Source organism: Paraflavitalea sp. (assembly GCF_059502485.1).
The window spans coordinates 2543715-2563816 of the sequence record NZ_JCACET010000010.1 but is presented as its reverse complement, the minus strand read 5'-3'; the positions used below and the strand labels follow the sequence as shown (position 1 = coordinate 2563816).

General features: G+C 47.8%; 14 protein-coding genes. 9 read left to right on the top strand and 5 right to left on the bottom strand.

The window, feature by feature from the left end; genetic code table 11:
• Positions 1-2: 2 nt before the first annotated feature.
• Positions 3-350: a hypothetical protein gene (locus AC5JBY_RS27375; protein ID WP_495907863.1), complete on the bottom strand. Its 348-nt coding sequence runs from the start codon at positions 348-350 to the stop codon at positions 3-5.
• Positions 351-885: 535 nt separating this feature from the next.
• On the opposite strand from AC5JBY_RS27375, the gene AC5JBY_RS27370 reads away from it, so the two are divergent.
• From AC5JBY_RS27370 to AC5JBY_RS27350, 5 genes are all read left to right on the top strand, one after another.
• Positions 886-6300, top strand: a complete 5415-nt coding sequence (locus tag AC5JBY_RS27370) for an alpha-2-macroglobulin family protein (protein WP_495907862.1) — start codon at positions 886-888, stop codon at positions 6298-6300.
• A gap of 22 nt (positions 6301-6322) precedes the next feature.
• Positions 6323-6490: a hypothetical protein gene (locus AC5JBY_RS27365; protein WP_495907861.1), complete on the top strand. Its 168-nt coding sequence runs from the start codon at positions 6323-6325 to the stop codon at positions 6488-6490.
• A 166-nt stretch (positions 6491-6656) separates the two neighbouring features.
• The gene (locus AC5JBY_RS27360; protein ID WP_495907860.1) at positions 6657-7490 is read left to right on the top strand and encodes a sigma-70 family RNA polymerase sigma factor; all 834 of its coding nucleotides are present in this window, start codon (positions 6657-6659) and stop codon (positions 7488-7490) included.
• Positions 7491-7558: 68 nt separating this feature from the next.
• The gene (locus AC5JBY_RS27355; RefSeq protein WP_495907859.1) at positions 7559-8026 is read left to right on the top strand and encodes a carboxymuconolactone decarboxylase family protein; all 468 of its coding nucleotides are present in this window, start codon (positions 7559-7561) and stop codon (positions 8024-8026) included.
• 130 nt (positions 8027-8156) lie between these two features.
• On the top strand, positions 8157-9326 hold the full coding sequence (locus AC5JBY_RS27350; protein WP_495907858.1) for an MFS transporter: 1170 nt from the start codon (positions 8157-8159) through the stop codon (positions 9324-9326).
• Here AC5JBY_RS27350 and AC5JBY_RS27345 read toward each other — a convergent pair.
• The 3 genes from AC5JBY_RS27345 to AC5JBY_RS27335 all read right to left on the bottom strand — a co-directional run bounded on the left by AC5JBY_RS27345 (position 9286) and on the right by AC5JBY_RS27335 (position 13257).
• Positions 9286-10197, bottom strand: coding sequence for a toxin-antitoxin system YwqK family antitoxin (locus AC5JBY_RS27345; RefSeq protein WP_495907857.1), 912 nt, complete (start codon positions 10195-10197; stop codon positions 9286-9288). The genes AC5JBY_RS27350 and AC5JBY_RS27345 overlap by 41 nt on opposite strands.
• Positions 10198-10394: 197 nt before the next feature.
• Entirely contained in the window at positions 10395-11504 is a 1110-nt protein-coding gene (locus AC5JBY_RS27340; protein ID WP_495907856.1) for an energy transducer TonB, read from the bottom strand.
• A 19-nt stretch (positions 11505-11523) separates the two neighbouring features.
• The gene (locus AC5JBY_RS27335; protein ID WP_495907855.1) at positions 11524-13257 is read right to left on the bottom strand and encodes a M14 family metallopeptidase; all 1734 of its coding nucleotides are present in this window, start codon (positions 13255-13257) and stop codon (positions 11524-11526) included.
• A gap of 131 nt (positions 13258-13388) precedes the next feature.
• Between AC5JBY_RS27335 and AC5JBY_RS27330 the strand changes: the two genes are divergently transcribed.
• The 4 genes from AC5JBY_RS27330 to AC5JBY_RS27315 are packed head-to-tail and all read left to right on the top strand — an operon-like array spanning position 13389 to position 17603.
• The gene (locus AC5JBY_RS27330; RefSeq protein ID WP_495907854.1) at positions 13389-14252 is read left to right on the top strand and encodes an ABC transporter permease; all 864 of its coding nucleotides are present in this window, start codon (positions 13389-13391) and stop codon (positions 14250-14252) included.
• 3 nt (positions 14253-14255) lie between these two features.
• Positions 14256-15500 carry an ABC transporter ATP-binding protein gene (locus AC5JBY_RS27325; protein ID WP_495907853.1) on the top strand — a complete coding sequence of 415 codons (1245 nt, stop codon included), beginning with the start codon at positions 14256-14258 and terminating at the stop codon, positions 15498-15500.
• Between the two features lie 25 nt (positions 15501-15525).
• Entirely contained in the window at positions 15526-16545 is a 1020-nt protein-coding gene (locus tag AC5JBY_RS27320) for a glycosyltransferase family 2 protein (RefSeq protein ID WP_495907852.1), read from the top strand.
• The gene (locus tag AC5JBY_RS27315) at positions 16545-17603 is read left to right on the top strand and encodes a glycosyltransferase (RefSeq protein ID WP_495907851.1); all 1059 of its coding nucleotides are present in this window, start codon (positions 16545-16547) and stop codon (positions 17601-17603) included. Before AC5JBY_RS27320 ends, AC5JBY_RS27315 begins: the two co-directional genes overlap by 1 nt.
• An 8-nt stretch (positions 17604-17611) precedes the next feature.
• On the opposite strand, the gene AC5JBY_RS27310 is transcribed toward AC5JBY_RS27315, so the two are convergent.
• Positions 17612-19825 carry a S41 family peptidase gene (locus tag AC5JBY_RS27310; RefSeq protein ID WP_495907850.1) on the bottom strand — a complete coding sequence of 738 codons (2214 nt, stop codon included), beginning with the start codon at positions 19823-19825 and terminating at the stop codon, positions 17612-17614.
• Positions 19826-20102: the final 277 nt, after the last annotated feature.

Sequence of the window (20102 nt, the reverse complement as noted above, 5' to 3'; positions counted from 1 at the left end):
GTTTACTTAATAAACGAGTATCCGGCTAAAGCCGATTGGATTGTCTCGATATTTTTGTTCTGAATCAGCTTACAGTAATATTTTACAGAAATGATGGCATAGCGGAAGGATGTTGTGTCAAAGGGAATTGCCCCGCCCTTTAGGGCGGGGTAATAAAGGGGCTCTTCTTTGGGCTTTAGCCCAATTTTCTCAAAGAGCTTGCAGAATTGGGCTAAAGCCCAAAGAGGGGAGAGCATTCTTGTTCCCGGCCCTGAAGGGCCGGGCAACTCCGTATTCTTCGATATCTTTCTCAAGAATACTCCATGTCTTAGGATAGGGTTCCCTCCAATATTGTCCAGGAATGTTGTCATAGCAGAAGGATGTTGTGTCAAAGGGAATTGCCCCGCCCTTTAGGGCGGGGGTAATAAAGGGGTTCTTCTTTGGGCTTTAGCCCAATTTTCTCAAAGAGCTTGCAGAATTGGGCTAAAGCCCAAAGAGGGGAGAGCATTCTTGTTCCCGGCCCTGAAGGGCCGGGCAATTCCGTTTGCTACGACAGTCCTTTGCTACGAAAAGCCTTTGATTCGATTCTTTTGCGTCGGGAGTTGCTTTTGAATTTGCGGGACACTGTTCCGCAAATTGGGTTTAACTCAACAAAAAACTTGTATTTAACGAATTAACAAATCCTTATCCCCGGCAATTTGCAAATGGCATTGGCCGTTATGTAACTTTCGTATGAAATAACCCTCGTATGGATTCGTCCAGCCTCCCTCCTTAGTTTCCTACACTTATTGCTCATGGTATTCCGGGATATTCTCTGCCTAACGCTCCACGATCGTTGGGTAATCCACTATATTTTGTATTTTAACGCCGCTTTTCCTTAAACAATCATATCAATGTTAGCCCTTTATGCGTAAACAACTGATTGCCGTAACAACCGTGCTGGTTGTTATTTTTTTGTATGCCTGTAACCGCAGTCTCGTAAACCTCGATTATACCAATGCCAAAGGAGAGGTACAATCTCTCGGCAACCTGGTATTCCGTTTCGATAAATCGCTGGTGGCCGACTCGCTCCTGAACCAATGGGACTCGACCGACTACATCAGCTTTGAGCCTAAGATCCCCGGCCGCTTCCGTTGGGAGTCGCCCGACCAACTGGTTTTTTCGCCAGCCAGGCCGCTACCCCCCGCTACCAGCTTCAAGGCCAAACTGAACAGCGACATCCTGCAGCACAGTCAGTATGGTAAGATTGGTAAAGCAGATGATCTTACTTTCTCCACACCCTTCCTGCAACTGGAGAATACCAACGTGACCTGGACGCTCGCCGACGAGCGCAGTACCACAGCCATTCCGCAGGTTGACCTTTACTTCAATTATCCCGTAAACCCGGCTACCATTAAGGAAAAGATGAAGCTGGAGATTGAAGGCAAAGCTGCTAATTATGATGTATTGACCCTGTCCAACGACAGCAAGGTTTCTCTCCGCATATTGGGCATTAAAGCAGAAGACAAAGACCTCGATGCCAAGGTGACGCTCGATAAAGGGTTGGTGCCCGATGGTGGCGCCAATGGCACCAAAGAGGCTATCGAGAATAAACTTGTTATTCCTTCTCCTTTCAACCTCGGCATCAACGATGTAACAGCCGAACATGATGGTGCCGGTGGTACGGTGTATGTGCGTACTTCTCAACAGGTAGTAATGGAGGGCATCAGTTCTCGCATCCAGTTTGATCCTGCTGTGAAGTTTACCGTTCAGCAAACCGATGATGGCTTCAGCATCAACAGTGAAAGCTTCGATGCCGATAAGACTTACACAATTACCATTGCCAAAGGCTTGCGTGGCCGTATCGGCGGTGTGTTGCGCGAGGAGTACAAAGGCAATGTTGCTTTTGGTGAGCTGGAGCCTGCTTTAAGCTTCGGTAACAGCAAGGGTGTTTACCTGTCGTCCAAAGGCAGCCAGAATATTGAAGTGAAGATTACCAATATCCCCAAGGTGAAGGTGATCATCTCGAAGATATATGAAAGCAACCTGCTCTTTGCACAGCGTTATGGCTACAACCCGAGAGATGAGCGTAGTGGTGGGGATGACGAAGAAGGAGAATATTACAGCGACGATTATTATAATAGCTACAGCGATCTTTCAATGGGAGATGTGGTGTTTGAAAAAGAGATCGAGACGCGCACGCTGCCCAAGTATGGCAACAGCCGCCTGTTTACTTTCAACGTAGAAGACCGTCTGCCCGATTTCAAGGGTATTTATCATATCAAGATCCGCTCAGCTACCGATTACTGGGTTACTGATAGCCGGTTTATCTCCAAGTCCGACCTGGGGCTGATCGCCAAAGAAGGCAAGGATAAAATATTCGTGTTTGCCAACTCCATCAAAACAGCCGAAGCGGTGAATGGGGTGAACGTGATTGCTTATGGCAACAACAACCAGGTGCTGGGCATGGGTACTACTAATGCTGAGGGTGTGGCAGAACTGGCACTGGCCCGTAAGGAGTTTGCCGGTTTCCGTCCGGCGATGATCATTGCCAAAACGGCCGACGATTTCAACTACCTTCCTTTCAATAATACACGCGTAAACACTTCTCGCTTTGAAGTGGGTGGTAAACGCAGTAACAGCACGGGCCTCGATGCCTTTATTTATGCCGAAAGGGATATTTACCGGCCGGGTGAGAAAGTGAACTTCTCTGTCATCCTGCGCGACAGGTTATGGAAATCACCGGGTGAACTACCCGTTAAAATGAAATTCCTGTTGCCAAACGGTAAGGAACTGAAAACCTTCCGCAAGAACCTGAATGCGCAAGGCTCGTTGGAAGGCGATGTGGATATTTCGGTGTCGGCTATTACGGGCAGCTATACGCTGGAAGTGTATACTTCCAATGATGTATTGCTGGGTAGCAAGAACTTTAGCATCGAGGAGTTTGTGCCCGACAGGATCAAGGTGTCGGCCAAACTGGATAAGCCCTTCCTGTTGCCGGGACAAACCGGTAACCTGGCTATCAATGCACTCAATTTCTTTGGGCCACCTGCTGCCAACCGCAATTATGAGGCGGAGGTACAGATCAAGCAAAAGTATTTTAGCTCCAAAAAGTATAACCGTTTCAGCTTTGGCATCCAGAACCAGGGTATTTCTTTCGAAAAAGATGTGAAGCAAGGCAATACGGATGACAATGGTAATGCTACCATGACGTATGAAGTACCGGAGATCTATGCCAACAAGGGTTTACTGGAAGCGACGTTCTATGCTACGGTGTTTGATGAAACGGGTCGTCCGGTAAGCCGCAGCGCTTCTGCCAATGTTTATACACAGAATGTATTCTTTGGTGTGGGCAGTGATGGCTATTATTACTATCCGCTCAACCAGTCTGTACGCTTCCCGCTCATTGCCCTGGATAGGAATGATCAGCTGGCCAATGGTGCCAGGGCAGAGGTGAAAGTTATCAAACATGAGTACCGCACGATATTGAGAAAAGAGGGTAGTTACTTCCGGTATGAATCTCAACGCGATGATAAGGTGGTGGCTGAGCAAACGCTGCCTGTAAATGGTGAGAATACTACTTACTCTTTTGTGCCGCGTTCTCCCGGTAATTATGAATTGCGCGTAGCGATTCCCGGTTCGTCCAGCTACGTAAGCCGTTCTTTCTATAGCTATGGTTTCTGGGGTGGAGATAACGCTTCTTTTGAAGTGGATACAGAAGGCAATATCGATATCGAGTTGGATAAGGCTTCTTACCAGTCGGGCGAAAGCGCCAAGGTGTTGTTCAAAACGCCTTTCAGCGGCCGCATGCTCGTAACAATGGAAACCGATAAGGTAGTTTCTTATCAATATGTAAATGTAGAAAACCGCACGGCGTCTGTTGACCTGAAGTTGACCGCAGAACACCTGCCCAACGTGTATGTGACTGCAACCTTGATCAAGCCACATGATGTGAGTGAAATTCCGCTTACCGTGGCACACGGCTTCCAGAGCATCACGGTGGAAGAGCAAGACCGTAAAATTGCTGTGACTATTGAAGCACCTAAAACTACCCGCTCACGTACGCACCAAACGGTGAAAGTAAAAGCGAAGCCGGGTAGCTTTGTTACGCTGGCCGCTGTTGATAATGGAGTGTTGCAGGTGAGTGGCATGGAAACGCCCAAACCGTATGAGTATTTCTATGCTTCCAAAGCGTTGGAAGTACAGGCCTATGATATGTACCCACTCCTGTTCCCCGAATTAAAGGCCCGCTTAAGCAGCACCGGTGGTGATGGCGATCTGGAAATGAACAAGCGCACCAACCCCATGCCGGCCAAGCGTGTGAAGATCGTTTCTTACTGGAGCGGTATTGCCAAGGCTGATGGCAGCGGTAATGCCAGCTTTGAATTTGATATTCCCCAGTTCAGTGGCGAAGTAAGGCTGATGGCTGTGGCTTATAAAGATGAAAGTTTCGGCAGCAGCGAGGCCGCTATGACGGTGGCTGATCCGCTTGTGTTGAGCACAGCACTGCCGCGTTTCCTGAGCCCGGGTGATACAGCTACTGTTCCGGTGATCATTACCAATACTACAGCGAAAAGTACTTCGGCTACTGCCACGCTCAGCGTGAGCGGTCCGCTGAAAGTAGTAGGCGAGAGCCGTCAATCGGTATCGCTGAATGCCAATAGTGAGAACCGTGCCATCTTCCAGGTTGTAGCTGCCCCTGCTGTAAACGTAGGTAAGGTGGCTGTGGAAGTGCAAGGTCTGGGTGAGAAGTTCAATGATGAAACAGAGATCAGTGTGCGTCCTGCCTCTCCGTTGCAGGTGTTGACAGGCGCCGGCACGATTAGCGGTGGTAACACGCAGCGTGTGGCTATTCCGCTGAATGATTTTATGCCTGGCAGCTCCGACTATCAACTGGTGGTGAGCCGCAGCCCTGCGCTGGAACTGGGTAAGCAATTGCGTTACCTGGTGCAGTATCCTTATGGATGTACAGAACAAACCGTGTCTGCTGCCTTCCCACAATTATATTATGATGATATGCTGCAGCAAATGCAGTCGAAACAAGCTGGTAATTCCGGGGCCAACTGGAATGTGCTGGAAGCTATTCGCAAGATCAAAATGCGGCAGTTGTACACCGGTGGTGTTACGCTGTGGGATGGCGAGGGCACTGAGCAGTGGTGGACTTCTGTGTATGCTGCTCACTTCCTCATTGAAGCACAGAAAGCCGGCTTTGATGTAGATAAGAGTCTGCTCGGTGGGTTGACCAACTTCCTCAACAACCGCCTGAAGAACAAGGAAACCATTTCCTATTATTATAATCAGAAAGAAGAAAAGAAGATAGCGCCTAAAGAAGTGCCTTACAGCTTGTATGTGCTGGCGTTGGCCGGTAAGCCCAACGTATCGGCTATGAACTACTATAAGGCCAATCCGCAGTTGTTGAGCCTCGATGGCAAATACCTGCTGAGTGTGGCGTATGCTATTGCCGGAGATAAGGCGAAGTTCAGGGAATTGTTGCCCACTTCGTTTGCCGGTGAGGTATCAGTTGCACAAACGGGTGGCAGCTTCTATTCCGATATCCGGGATGAGGCGGTGGCACTGAATGCCCTGCTGGATGTGGACCCGGGCAATCCGCAAATACCTATCATGACCAGTCATGTGGCCAATAAGCTGAAACAGCGGTACTGGTACAGCACACAGGAGTGTTCTTTCAGCTTCCTGGCGCTGGGCAAGCAGGCGCGTGCAGCCAACAAGGCTACTGTGTCGGCTACCGTAAAGGCAAATGGTAAAACCGTGGGAACCGTTGAAGGCAATACCCTGAAATTAAATGCACAGCAACTTGGTAACAATAATATAGAGATCACGACTAAGGGTGAGGGCCGCCTGTATTACTTCTGGCAGAGCGAGGGTATCAGCGTAAGTGGCACGTACAAAGAAGAAGATAGTTATATGCGTGTGCGTCGTAAATTCTTTGATCGTTACGGCCGTGTTGTTACTGGTAACTCGTTTAAGCAGAATGATATGGTGATCGTACAGATCACGCTCGAGAAGGCTTACAGTGGTGATGTCGATAATGTGGTGATCACCGACCTGCTGCCTGCCGGTTTTGAGATAGAGAACCCCCGCACGAAGGAAATACCGGGTATGGATTGGATCAAAGATGCCAATACGCCTACTTATCTGGATGTGCGCGACGACCGCATCAACCTGTTTGTGGACCTGCGCAGCAACCGTCAAACGTATTATTATGCGGTGCGTGCTGTTTCGCCCGGCTTATACCGGATGGGACCTGTCAGTGCCGATGCCATGTACAATGGAGAGTACCATTCTTACAATGGCGCCGGGGTGATCAGGGTCACTCAGTAGTCAATTAATCATCTCTATAGCTATGAAACCTTTTAATCTGCAATCTTTAAGACTTTTCAGGATCACCATAGCCATCTTATGTGCACTGGTGGTTGGTACTTCTTTCTTAACGCCGGAGCGGGAAACTATTCTCCCAAAGAAGCGTGGTGGTGGCGAGTTAACGACGCATACAAATAAGCCGAAGCCCTGATATTGTTTTTATAATGTATTGAATGCAAGAGCGACTGCCTTTGGCGGTCGCTTTTGTTTTCTTAAGAAGCCCTTCACAAGCTGTTAAGGTGGGTCGCCCTCCAAAGGGCGGCTCACCCTAACAGCGTTTCTGTTTCCTGTATCTTTGCTTTCTTACCACGCTTTTTATGGAGGAGTTAAGACCGTTGTTGACGACTTATGCTTATAATATTCTTGGTTCACTGGACGAAGCCAAGGATGTTGTGCAGGATACCTTTCTGAAATTCATCGGTATCGATAGTGATAAGATCGAAGACAAAAAGAATTACCTCATCCGCATGGTGGTGAATCGCTCTATCAACGCCAAGAAGCGGCAGCAAAAGTTAGTGGCTGATTATATCGGACCCTGGCTACCCGAACCAGTGGCGACGGAAACTGCAGATGCTGGTATAGAACAAAAAGAAGTATTGTCTTACTCGCTGATGGTGCTGTTGGAAAAACTCAACGTAAAGCAACGGGCTGTTTTTATTCTGAAAGAGGCGTTTGATTATGACCATGAAGAGATTGCTGAGGTACTGGACATCAGCGTGGACAATTCACGTAAGTTGTTGAGCCGCGCCAAAGAGCAATTGCAAAAAGGTACGCCCATTGTTCATAAGCCTGTGCAATCGGATTATATGGATAAATACCTTGCCGCCATGATGCAAGGAGATACGCAGCAATTGGAACAAATGTTTCACGATGAGATTGTACTCCTGTCGGATGGAGGTGGTAAGGTTGTAGCTGCTACGAAACCGCTGATCGGCATCAGGCCGGTGATCACCTTCCTGCTGGGTATTTTCGATAAAGGCGGCTACCGGCAGGCACGCATTGAAAAGGCTATGATCAACCATGAACCTGCACTAATTTATTACCACGATAATCAATTGATTACCTGCCAAATATTCTCAATCCGCGACGGACGGGTGGACGGCTTCTACTTCATGCGCAATCCCGATAAATTAAAAGAACTGGAAAAATAATTGCCGGGATCTGTCACGTTTTCTTTCCCTGTTTTGTTTTCTATGTATAAATCATAAAATCAAAATATATGGAAAGGATTTCTTTTTCGAACTTACCCGCAGGCTGGTATCAGACGTTAGCCAATGTTGAAGCATATATCGCTAAATCAGGTCTTGATCCTAAATTGGTATACCTGCTGAAGTTCCGGGTGTCGCAGATCAACAGTTGTGCTTATTGTATCGATATGCATTTTAAAGAACTGATGCATGTAGGTGAAACACCTTTGCGTGCTATCTCTGTATCAGCCTGGCGCGAAACGCCTTATTACACACCCAAAGAACAGGCCGCGCTGGCTTTTGCCGAAGAACTCACGCACCTGCGTCCTGAAGAACACAGTGATCATATTCATGATGAACTGAACAAGTATTTCAGCAAAGATGAAATTGCTCATCTTACGCTGGTGATCGCTCAGATCAATACCTGGAACCGTGTAGTGCGTTCTTTCGGTCCGGTGCCTGGCAATTACGTGATCCGGGAAAAGGCACACGCCAATTAATCTTCTTTTTACCGCCATTCATACGTCTAGTCTGGCTATCGGCTCAAAATGCGTCACGCTGGCGGCGCATTTTGGCCGATATTTGCATATGAGTCGCAAGGAAAGGATTATCCTGTTTATTTTGGCGTGTTTGAACTTTACCCATATTCTTGATTTCATGATCATGATGCCATTGGGTAATTACCTGATGCCTTATTTCAAAATATCTACTCACTTCTTCAGTTGGATTGTGGCGGCTTATCCGGTTACTGCATGTATCTCTGGCCTTATCGCTGCTTTTTATGTAGACCGCTTCGATCGTAAGAAGGTTTTGTTGTTTGCTTACAGTGGTTTTATCATCGGTACTGTCTGTTGTGGCATTGCGCCCAGCCCCGGTTTGCTGATGGCTGCCCGTATCCTAACTGGTTTGTTTGGCGGGTTGATCGGTGCGCAGGTACTTTCCATCATTGCCGATGTTTTCCCTTATGAGAAAAGGGGACAGGCAATGGGCACCATCTTTATGGCTTTTTCGGTGGCCTCTATTGCAGGAGTGCCTTTTAGTTTATACCTCGCCAGTCTTATCAGCTGGCATGCCCCTTTTATTTTTATCGGAATCCTTGGTGCTTGTCTCCTGCCTTTTATTGTTCGCTTCCTGCCATCTATGCAGTCACACTTATTACCTGTGGCTGAAGGTGCGTCTTACAAACCTGATGTGGGAAAGGTGCTGGGTGATATTATCGATAACAAGGCGCAGTTGACTGCCTTGTGTATGTCGGGTTTCCTGATGCTGGGTCACTTCATGGTCATTCCTTTCATTAATCCTTACATGGAGTTTAACCTGGGCTTCTCAAAAGCACAAACGCCACTCATTTATATGATCGGTGGCAGCTTCACGCTGGTGTCTTCTTTTGTTATAGGCAAGCTGTCTGATAAGTATGGCAAGTTTCGCATTTTCACTATTTGCCTGTTCTGTTCATTAGTGCCTATCTTCTTTATCACCAATATGCCTGCTATTCCTTTTGTGGCAGTGCTGGCTATTTTCGCTGTGTGGTTTGTTTTCTCCTCAGGCCGCAATATTCCGGCGCAGGCCATGATCACTACCGTAGTGAACCCGGCACAGCGTGGTCAGTTCATGAGTTTTATTGCTGCTTTCCAACAGTTTTTTACAGGCATTGCCTCGATCATTGCGGGCATGATCGTAGTGGAGGGCGCCCACGGGAAGATACTTCGGTATCACTGGGTAGGCTATCTGAGTATTACGATTGTGGCCAGTACCTTCTTTATTGCGCGGCGACTGGCAAAGCATCAGAAGTTGAACTAAATCTTTTGCTTCCGATCTCTTTTCCGCGACGATTATACATTTTAATACCTATCAACCGGCCGGATGCAGTGTAGTATTTCCAGCTGTCCTGCTTGTGTCCGTGGTGGTAAGCGCCGGTAGAGCGTATGTCTCCGTTGTTGAATGATTCTATCCACACGCCATCGCGCAGGCCATTATGATAGAAGCCCGAGTCTTTTACTTTACCATCTTCATAGTAGTTCATGTAAAGGCCATGATGCAGGCACTCGGTAAAAGGTGGTAGATAGGGATGGTACCCACTCAATGTATTTTGTTCAGCCCTTGCTTCCAACGTGCGGGGCGCCACTACATGTGGATTGGCTGCATTGACAGCAAGAGTTACATATGAATAGACGGGAGTTAGCAGTTGCCATGCATAGGATGGGTCGGTGCGGGCGATATCGGTGATGGCAAAGAAAGTGGCCTTTGTGCCGCGGCGTGGTATCTCATCTTTTATGCGGTGCAGCATAAAGGCACTATAGTTGCGCACGGAGCGGGGCTGTCCATTGCTGTACCAGCTTCTCCATTCTCCATCGGGAATGTTGTGTGATAATCTTCCTGAGTCGCAAAGTTGTTCCGGTGTGTACCAGCTCACCCAGGTGCCATGAAGCTTACCTCGTTTAAGGTCACCCAGAAACAAGGTATCACCATTCATTTTATAGGCAGTAACCTTGCCCTGGTGCCGGTGTTTTTTGTTAATGATCAATGAGGTTACGCTGTGTGGTGTTGGATGCAATCCAACAGGCAGCAACAGTGATTTGGAGGATATGGGCATGCCCCTGTGCTGGGCCTGTATTTGTGATACAGACAATAATGCCCATACCATGGCTGGTATGAGTAGAGTTATTTTCATGACAATGACAAGCTTTAGCAGTATAAAGGTAGTGCAGCTTTGTATTGAACGAACGTTTGTGATAAAAAACTAATGCCTTTCTAATTCAGGCACAGGACAAAGGGAGGTCTTACGATGGAAATATCGTTAAGCTGAGTTGATGAGTTTTTATATTAATACGAGGCTTTCCCTGTTATTGGATGGAGAATTTGTACTTCTCAACGATAAAAAGGCACTTTATACTTCGTGGTGTAATCTATTGGGCGGTTGTGAGAAACCGCAGGAGACCATTTGAGTGTATTGAAGAAACGGATCACTTCGGCCGACATCAGTGGGTGAGGGGTGCGTATTACTCTTAAGTTTTTTAGTTCCCCATCTTTCGAAATGGTGTATTCTATCTCCACTTCTCCTTCCACTTCGGCGCGTTTAAGCTGCTCAGGCCAGAACATATTGTCCAATGCATACTTATCAAAGTCCATGAATTTGCCCTGGGCTACAGGAGGTTTCAATATAGGGCAGGTATTGCCTGCAGGGTTTCCCTGTTCGTCAAAGCATTCAAGGTCGGCTATTTTATTTTTTACATATTTTTCTCTGCTGCTGCGCGCGCCATTTTCGCGATAGTATTCCCAGGTACCTTCCTGTATATTTTTCACATAAGTGCCAACTGATTCAAGTTTCCCATCGGGGTACCACTGTTTCCAGATGCCTTCTTTACGGTCCGATTTATAAGCGCCGGAATCGCGCAGCTGTCCGGAGGAGTAGAAACTCATGGCGGGGCCCTGCAAAATACCTGTCGTCGTATCGCCGGTGAGGATGGGGAGCCTTTTATCCCGTGGATTTATGTAGCCTTGTATCACGGTTTTTATTAAGGAGTCTGCAGGAAAATTGAGTATGGTGGCTATTTGCCCTGAATCATTCCAGGCGCGCCATTCTCCGACCATGTGATTATTCTTGTAAGTACCTGAATCTTTTAGCTGGCCGTTTTTGTGCCAGGCCATCCATACCCCCTGCTTGATATTGTTGACATAAGTGCCTGCAAACATTTTGATCTTTCGTGGATGGTAAAGTATAAAGGGACCGTCTTTGATGGTCAATGCTTCATCCTGAAAGTAGGCCCTTAATAAAGGAGTGGTGTCTGCATAGGCCGAGACGAGCAGCCAGTGATCTCCTTGTCTTATGGCCAGGGCTCCATACACCCCATTGGCTTTGTTGGTCAATGCGAGCCTACCATCAAGGTACTTGCGCACGGTATCGGCAGACTTCTTTTTCTGTGCGAAGCCGGTGATGAAACAGGTGCAGAGGAATAAGAGTGTAATGATCTTATACATAGGCTAAGTCGTTCAATGATCAATGTTCAACGATCCGGAAAACCGGGTACCGCATGTGTGCCGGTTCATAGTACGGTGAATTCTTGTATACAAAATCCAGTTGTGCTGCGGCGCTTTTGGCCAGTGCGGTGTCGGTAGCTTTCTTTTCTTCCAGTTGTTTTTTCGCGTCAGGATGCTCCTGCAGGTATTTAGCGGCAATATCTTCAAATGCATAACCACTAAAACCTTCTTTCTGTCCGAGGATGCCATCAAAATAGTTCCAGGCAAAATAGGAGTCGTCGCCCTGTGGCTCTAATACTTCTACCAGAAAGCGGTTAGCCACCTGGTTGAGCGGAACATAATAATCACCTTTACGGAAGGCAATTTTTTGCAGGCTCGTGCTCAGCTTTACATCACTGTTGAGGTGGTGCATTTCATAGGGGCGGGGGGAGGTTTTGTAATCCTCTATACGGTATACTTCTACTTCTATCGTAGTGTCTTTAGCCAATGGCTTCATCTGCACTTTGTTCAGCTTAAGCAGGTCTATGATCTTCCACCATCCTTGTGGCACGATGTACGCAGACGGCCTTTTGATAGTAGTCTTTGCATTGAAGAAGTTGTAGTATTTCAGCTCCTTTTCGTAAGGTTTGCTGCGATCGTAGTACAGGCGTGGCAGGCCTGATACGTCGCTGGGCTTGCGGCCTGCTTCGAATCCTTTGAAAGTTACGGTGGCTGTTTTATTCCTGTCGAGTATCCAGCTTACCGGAAACTCAGTTTGTTGTTTTACGGATTGTTTGGTTTGCTCACGGAGCTGTTTGATGGTGCCGCTGTTCTTGCTGGTGAAGGCGATGAAGCTTTCCATCAGTGCATAGGTGGATTGCACTCGCTGCTCGTAGCTCTTAAGCATATGTGTTTCGGGCACGAAAGCAAACGTGTGCCACAGCGTAGCGTATCCACTGCTGTAGCGGGGACCATCGAAGTAAGCGGTCAATCCCTGATCGGGTGTGCCGCCGCCAAAGCTCACATAGGGTACGAGATCATAACCTTTTTCTTTCATCAGGCCATAGATACCTGGCTCAAATTGTTTGTTCATATACTCGCCCATGACGCCACCCAGTTTACTGTGTTGCGATGTCAATAATGTCATTACGTGCTGGTAGTCGGCGCCATTACTTACGTGGTTGTCTACAAAAACATCGGGATCACAGAGGTGGAATATTTCTGCAAATGATCTTGCTTCCTTGGAGTCGGCTTTGATGAAGTCGCGGTTGAGGTCGAGATTCTGAGAGTTACCACGGAACCCAAACTCTTTGGGGCCGTTTTGGTCAACGCGGTAGTTGGCGCTCCGGTTGAGGCAACCACCAATATTGTATACAGGTATGATGGCCAATACTACATTGGCAGGCAATACTTTTTTGCGGGTCACTATATCGCGCACCAACAGCATGCTGGCATCGATGCCGTCGGGCTCGCCGGGGTGAATGCCGTTGTTGATCAGTATTATTCTTTTATCTTTCTTCTTAAGGCTGGCAATATCTACGTCGTTATCCGGGCTCACGATGATTAGGTGTAAGGGGTATCCGGCATCGGTGGGACCCATAGTCTGCATTTTGATCTGTGGGAATTTTGCATCCATTATTTTCCACCAGTCGATGGCTTCCTGGTAAGTGGGTGTTTCAAGGTGTTGGGTCTGTTCGTATTTGGTAGAGATGGTTTGGGCGGTGAGGAGGGTGGTTGGTAGAAAGGCACAGAAAAACAGTAGAATTGTTCTCATCTTTGATTGGTTATGCCATAAAAATAAGGAAGGCGGTTTTAAGTAAAGCTGTTGGGGCCGCTTTTCACTTAAATTTATACAGATGATGGCAGTAGATAATCGTTTATTATCTTTAAGCATAATATTTATTGATGGCTTTATCCGCTGGTACTAATGATCACTGGGATTGGGAGGTTGGCAGTCGCAGCACCTGGGGCAGTTGGTCATTTCAAGAGTTGTGGGCTTACCGTCACCTGTTGTTCCGGTTCATCCGGCGTGATTTCCTGCTCAATTACCAGCAAACCATTCTGGGGCCGCTCTGGATCGTGTTGCAACCTGTGTTGACGCTGGTGGTGTATGTGCTGGTATTTGGAAAGTGGATGGGTGTCTCTACTGGCACAGTGCCCCCTGTATTGTTCTTCCTGTGTGGCATTCTTTTATGGGGCTTGTGTAATGACTTGTTTACCGGTACTGCTTTTATTTTTACCTGGTACAATTACCTATACAGCAAGGTTTATTTTCCCCGGTTGATCATTCCCTTTTCTATTACCGGCACCCACCTGGCCCGTTTTCTTATTCAGCTCGTATTGCTACTCGTGGTGTTTGTGTATTATTGGTTTTGGCGCAGCCAACCTGTTGTGTTGAATGTCTGGTTGTTGTTTGTGCCCGTTGCCGTATTGCTCGTTGCCGCTTTTTCGCTATCGCTTGGCTTGCTTTTTTCTATATTGACCGCCCGTTATCGTGATCTTTCGAATATTGTTCATCTTGGTATTCGATTGTTTATGTTTGTAACGCCTGTGATCTATCCCTTGGCGCTGGTGCCGCAAGGTATCCGGTGGCTGGTAAATATAAACCCCCTGACCGCTCTCTTTGAAGTTTTCCGGTATGCCCTGTTGGGGCAAGGTTCTTTTACCGCCGGTCAACTGGCCTATAGTAGCCTGTCCATCATCCTAATGCTTGTTTTGTCACTGGCATGGTTCAATAAACAATCTGCCAGGTTGATCGATGTTGTTTAATTTATGAGTAATGTAGTTATAGATGCTTCGGGTGTTTCCAAAATGTACCGGCTTGGTGTAACGGGCACGGGCTCTTTTCGCCAGGACGTTAAACGCTGGTGGAATACGAGGTTGTTGAAACAAGATGATGCTTTTTTTCAAACGGAGCAGATGCAGAACGCTGAAATATGGGCGCTGCAGGATGTTTCTTTCCAGATCAACCGGGGCGAGGTATGGGGCATTGTAGGCGATAATGGTGCCGGTAAATCCACTTTATTGAAGATCATATCACGTATTATTCAACCTACTGCCGGACGCGTACGGGGAAAAGGAACGGTGGGCAGCTTGCTGGAAGTAGGCACTGGCTTTCATCCGGAGTTGACGGGGCGCGAAAATATTTTTATCAGTGGCCACCTGTTAGGTATGAACAAAGCCCGGATCAGGGAGAAGTTTGATGAGATCGTCTCGTTTTCAGGAATCGAAAAATTTATCGATACGCCGGTGAAGCGTTATTCTTCGGGCATGTATGTGCGACTGGCTTTTTCGGTGGCGGCTCACCTGGAGCCTGATATCCTGATCATGGATGAAGTGTTGGCAGTGGGCGACATTGCTTTTCAAAAGAAATGCCTTGATAAGATGCAGCAGCTGGCTAATGACAGTCATCGTACCATTTTGTTTGTCAGTCACAACATGCAGGCCGTTCATCATCTTTGTCAGCAGGCCATGTGGTTGCAGCGGGGTAAGCTGGTAGCGATGGGGCCGGCAGCGGAAGTAGTAAATAATTATGTTGGCAGCTTGCAACAAAATAAACTAAGCCACCAGTGGCTGGATGCCAGTACGGCGCCGGGCAATCAATATGTGCGCATCCTGTCGTTTGAGTTGATACCGGGCACACCTGCTCCAGGGGTGATCGATGTGCGTACGCCGCTGACGATTCGGTTCTGTATTCAGAATAACGAGGCTGGAGTGTTGTTGAATGCCGGGCTACACCTGTACAATTATGCCGGTGAGTGCATTTTTGATGTAGCTTCTCCGGCAGTGGTATGTGAGGAAGGAATGGTGAAAGGGGAGTGCCATATTCCCGGTCATTTTTTAAACGATGGAGCTTATTATTTTTCCCTCATTGTAGTCCGGGACACGTCGATTCCCGTATACTATTATGAGGGAGGTATTCATTTCGAAGTGGCCGACTACCGGGAGAACACTACCTGGTTTGGCAAATGGAAGGGCGCTGTACGTCCGCAGTTTCCTTTTAGTTTCGGTCATTGAATCCTTACCAAAGAAAATTAACCGTATGCCGGTGGACAGAATTCCTTTAACGCCTCCTGTTATTCAACCGCTTCCAGCCGATAGTTACCGGCCGCGCTGGAGCGTGATGATCCCTGTATACAATTGTGCTGCTTATTTAAAGGAAACGCTGGCGGCAGTTTTGCAGCAGGCACTTCCACAGAAAGATATGCAGATCGAAGTGGTGGATGATGGCAGCACGGATGCCGATGTTGCGGCGCTTGTAGCTGATATGGCGGGAAGCCGCGTGCAATATTTCCGGCAGCCTTATAATGTGGGTAGCCTGCGCAATTTTGAAACCTGTATCAACCGGGCTACCGGACACCTTATCCATATTTTGCATGGCGACGATCTGGTGAAGCCAGGCTATTATGCCAGCATGCAACGTCTGTTCGATCGCTTTCCGGCCATTGGAGCTGCTTTCTGCCGGTATGCTTATGTTGGTGAAAACAGCAAGCCATTGTATGTACGTGATCCCGAAATGGATACAGCAGGCATCCTGGACAACTGGTTGCTGCGGCTGGCTGAGCGTCAACGGTTGCAATATTGCACGGTAACAGTGAAGCGGGAAGTCTATGAAAAGCTGGGTAGTTTTTTTGGGGTGGATTACGGTGAAGATTGGGAAATGTGGATGCGTATTGCACGCCATTATCCGGTAGGGTATGAGCCGGAAATACTGGCGGCCTATCGTTTGCATATGGCTTCTATTTCCGGGCAATCGTATGCCAGTGCAAAGAACCTTAAGGATTTGCAATGGGTGATCCGGACCATTCAAAAATATCTTCCTGAGTCTGAAAAGGAAGTTTTGTATAAAGAAGCGATGAAGTTCTATGCGCATTATGGCTTAAAAGTTGCCAATGACCTGTGGTATGGTTTGCGTAACCGTATGGGCGCAAAAGTGCAGGTGCGTGAAGCTTTGTCGATGCATAAGGATGCTTTGCTGTATTGGAAGATAACCAAGCTGTATATCAAGATGGCGTTAAACATAACAGCTCTAATTCCCCGCTACAAGCGGCCTATCGACTGATGAATCCGGGTGTTACGATATTGATCTGTACATATAACGGCGCTGCGCGGCTGCCTGTTACGCTGCAACATATTGCACAACAGGTTATGCCTGCTTCAGTGCCTTGCGAAGTCATTCTGGTTGACAACGCGTCGCTGGATAATACCGTAGAGCTGGTGCAGGAGGAGTGGTCGAAGTATGACACGCCTATTCAGTTACGGATTATCTCAGAACCTAAGCCCGGACTTACCTATGCACGGGAAAGTGGTTTTGCTGCAGCCGCTTATGAATTCATCATCTTGTGTGATGATGACAACTGGCTGAGTCCTTCTTATGTTGATCGGGCTTTTACGGTTATGATGCGGCATCCGTCTATTGGTTTGCTGGGTGGTTATGGCCAATTCGTTTATGAGACAACTCCTCCCGAATGGCTTGTTGTGTTTAACCTGTATGCGGGTGGCCGGCAGGCTGCAGCCAGCGGTGAAATGAAGGATCGCCTGGTGTATGGCGCTGGTGCTGTGTTGCGGAAAGCTGCCTGGGAAACCTTGCGACGCCAGGAATTTGCCGGTGCGCTTACCGACAGATTAGGGCATCAGTTAAGTTCGGGTGGGGATTATGAATTGTCTTATGCAATTGCGCTGGCCGGTTACATGATCTGGTACGATGAGGAGTTGACCTTTCAGCATTTTATTACTACCAACAGGCTCACCCGCGACTATTATATCACGTATATCAAGGAGAGCTCCCGGTGTTTCTCTGTGTTGGAACCTTATAAGATTCTGCTTAAAACAGGCCGGCATGGGTTGGGTAGTTTTCGCTGGGAGCTATTCAAAAGCTTTTGGTACCATGTTAAAAAAACAGGAGCCCTTCTGTTCAAAATTGCTTTTGTCAGGAAAGGCCCTGGAAGGCGAACAGCCTATATGCTGGAGCTGTTGCTTTTGAAAGGAAGACTAAGGTCCTATGAGCACTTGGTGATCATGGAAAAGAATTACAAGCAAGCCATTGAGTTGAAATTTCGTTTGCTACAAGATAATGTTCCTAAACCACGTTCTTCCGATTACGCTACGGTGCCTGATTAATCTTTCTTTTATTCGTTGATGTAAGTGATAGCTGCTTCCAGCACTTCGTCTTTGCCTACAGCTATTCCTGCTGCTGTTGGTACCACCTTTTTATCTACTCTGACGCCTACTTGCTGTGTTGGTGATCCATCAGGATAGAAGATGCCGAGCCCTGTCATATAAGTTGAGTGTCCTCCGGGCAGGTAGAGCATGGCGGAATTACCATCGGCGCCGGATGTTTGGCTGCCGATGGTGTAGCTCCCGGGCACCGCCTGCAGGCCCATCGTACTCCATTCGGCATGGCTTTGTGATGTTTCGTTGACGAGTATCACAATCTTTCCTGCGTATTTAAAATCTTTCCGTTTATTATTCAAGGGACCACTTTGTGAAGGGGCGGGTATCCACTTGAATGCTCCGGGGTAATCGAAATCCGGATAGGCGAGTTTTGCAAAGGGAACGGGTTTATCGAGCAGGTATTCTGTGATGGCCGGCACTGTGCCACGTGGATAGTTGCGGATGTCAAAGATAATGGAGCGGGTGTCTTTCAGCATCTTCATCATGCTGTCGACTTGCGTTCTTTCGAGGATGCCCATATTTACATAGCCGATATTGCCGGGTAGTATTTTCCAGTAAGTGCTGTCTCTTTTATACTTGTAATCAAACTGATCATAGGTGTATCGCTGCACCTGCCGGGAGGATGACCTGCCATTGCGTCTTACTGTTATGGTGACTTGTGGTGTTGTGCCGCCGGCAACAATGTTTTGAAAGCTCATCCTGCGCAGTGTGGCAGGGTAGTTGGACCCCGTCATGAGTACTTTCTTTTCTTCAATGTGGTCTTTTACAGTTCGGCCATTCACTTTTTCTATCACATCTCCTTTTTGCAGGTCTGCCAGCGCAGCGAGGGAATCATTATAGAGCCCGGTTACTACCAGTTCATCATTGTATAGGTAGGTGGTTACGGGCAGGTACAGCTCATATTGTTTGGCCACGATGCGGTTGTAGCTGTTGGCGTGCGAGTCCTGGACGCTGGTGATGAGTTGTAATAGGGATGTATTGTAGGCAAGCTCGTCTTTGGCTTCTGCCATGCGTGGAATGAAGTTGTATAGTACTTCATTCCAGTTTTTATCGATGATGTTTTTGTAAGGATAGAAGTAGTGGATCATGTTCCAGTAGCGAAACAGGGTAAGGAGGCGGAAGTTCTCGCTGGGGTATTCGCTGTTGCGCCACTTGTATTCAGGTTCATTGGGAAATGATGCATTGGAACCTCCTTCGTATTTCACATAATGTCCGACGCCTTTGTGTCTGTTGGCCAGCAGGAATTGTAGTTTTTGCTGGATGGCAGGGGACAGGTGTTTGTCTTTCATCCAGGCCAGATCGATGTTGTAGGTCAATACATCTTTGGGTATTTCGGCTGTACAGCTGCCACATTCTTTTACTTTTCCCAGCGCATTTATCCAGTTCAGTAGCGTGTCGCTGAAAATAGCATCACTGACCGGGCTTTTGGCAACGGGTATCAGGCGGAATAATTCCATATCCCAGTTGAAGCTGCCCTTAGCTACTTCGGGGTGGTAGTATTTGAGGAATCCCCAGGTTTGTCCCAGCAAGGCAAGGCGGGTGATCTGTTCCCTGGTCAGCGGTTGTATTTTTTCATTGATGGGCTTACAGAAGGAGGTCATTTCCTGCACAGGTTTATCATCGGCATAGAGGGTAAGGTTGTCGAGCCACATACTTTGCTCGCCGCTGTACCCTGTGGTAATGCGTATATGATCGGTGGGAAAGGTGAGTTTCTCCATGTCCAGTTCGGTGGTGTATAAGGTCCAGGCAGTGTCGCGGACGGTCACGGTCTTTGATTCTACCTTTTTCTCGCCCTTGTCCTGGCTTATCAGCAAGCCTACGCCGCCGGGTGTGGTCCCTTCCACTTTGGCATAAAAGGTCAGTTTTAGCTTTTTGCAGGGCACGTCCAGGGCAAAGACGTTTACAAACTGGCCGTCTGACTTGTCCGGGGCAGTGGGTGCATATTGAAACCGCACGGAATAGCGGCCGTGCTGGCGGGTCGTGCTGTCCGGGGCAATCCGGTGTTCCTTTTTGTGGTACCAGGTCTTGTACCAGGGGCTAAACTGCTGGTAACGGAAGTTATATTGTTCAAAGTCCAGGTTCCAGGTGTCTTCCTGGGCAAAAGAAGATAAGAAGTTGCATAGCAGGCATGTCAGCAGGAAGTATCGGGAAAGGCGGGCGATCAACATAATAGAAAGAGGTTTGCTTACATGACGCAGCCAATAAGTGGAATGGTTGGGAGGGACGAGAATCGTGTCAATTTGGCGCAAAGTCAGCTTCCCTGGAGTTCATGGACAAGCAGATCAACCACCGGAATGAAGGCAGTTTGATGTATAGATACTGGCGGGATGCTGTATAGTAAAGCTAAACCAAAACTAAACCAAAGCCAGACTTAAGCTAAACCAAAGCTAAGCGGACCACATTTTTGAAGAACAATAGGGGAAGTAACGGCTGGAACCATAGTCG

Excerpts from the sequence above, each read along its gene's own strand:
- AC5JBY_RS27375 (WP_495907863.1), bottom strand. The coding sequence starts at position 350 with ATGACAACATTCCTGGACAATATTGGAGGGAACCCTATCCTAAGACAT.
- AC5JBY_RS27370 (WP_495907862.1), top strand. The coding sequence starts at position 886 with ATGCGTAAACAACTGATTGCCGTAACAACCGTGCTGGTTGTTATTTTT.
- AC5JBY_RS27365 (WP_495907861.1), top strand. The coding sequence starts at position 6,323 with ATGAAACCTTTTAATCTGCAATCTTTAAGACTTTTCAGGATCACCATA.
- AC5JBY_RS27360 (WP_495907860.1), top strand. The coding sequence starts at position 6,657 with ATGGAGGAGTTAAGACCGTTGTTGACGACTTATGCTTATAATATTCTT.
- AC5JBY_RS27355 (WP_495907859.1), top strand. The coding sequence starts at position 7,559 with ATGGAAAGGATTTCTTTTTCGAACTTACCCGCAGGCTGGTATCAGACG.
- AC5JBY_RS27345 (WP_495907857.1), bottom strand. The coding sequence starts at position 10,197 with ATGAAAATAACTCTACTCATACCAGCCATGGTATGGGCATTATTGTCT.
- AC5JBY_RS27340 (WP_495907856.1), bottom strand. The coding sequence starts at position 11,504 with ATGTATAAGATCATTACACTCTTATTCCTCTGCACCTGTTTCATCACC.
- AC5JBY_RS27335 (WP_495907855.1), bottom strand. The coding sequence starts at position 13,257 with ATGAGAACAATTCTACTGTTTTTCTGTGCCTTTCTACCAACCACCCTC.
- AC5JBY_RS27330 (WP_495907854.1), top strand. The coding sequence starts at position 13,389 with ATGGCTTTATCCGCTGGTACTAATGATCACTGGGATTGGGAGGTTGGC.
- AC5JBY_RS27325 (WP_495907853.1), top strand. The coding sequence starts at position 14,256 with ATGAGTAATGTAGTTATAGATGCTTCGGGTGTTTCCAAAATGTACCGG.
- AC5JBY_RS27320 (WP_495907852.1), top strand. The coding sequence starts at position 15,526 with ATGCCGGTGGACAGAATTCCTTTAACGCCTCCTGTTATTCAACCGCTT.
- AC5JBY_RS27315 (WP_495907851.1), top strand. The coding sequence starts at position 16,545 with ATGAATCCGGGTGTTACGATATTGATCTGTACATATAACGGCGCTGCG.
- AC5JBY_RS27310 (WP_495907850.1), bottom strand. The coding sequence starts at position 19,825 with ATGTTGATCGCCCGCCTTTCCCGATACTTCCTGCTGACATGCCTGCTA.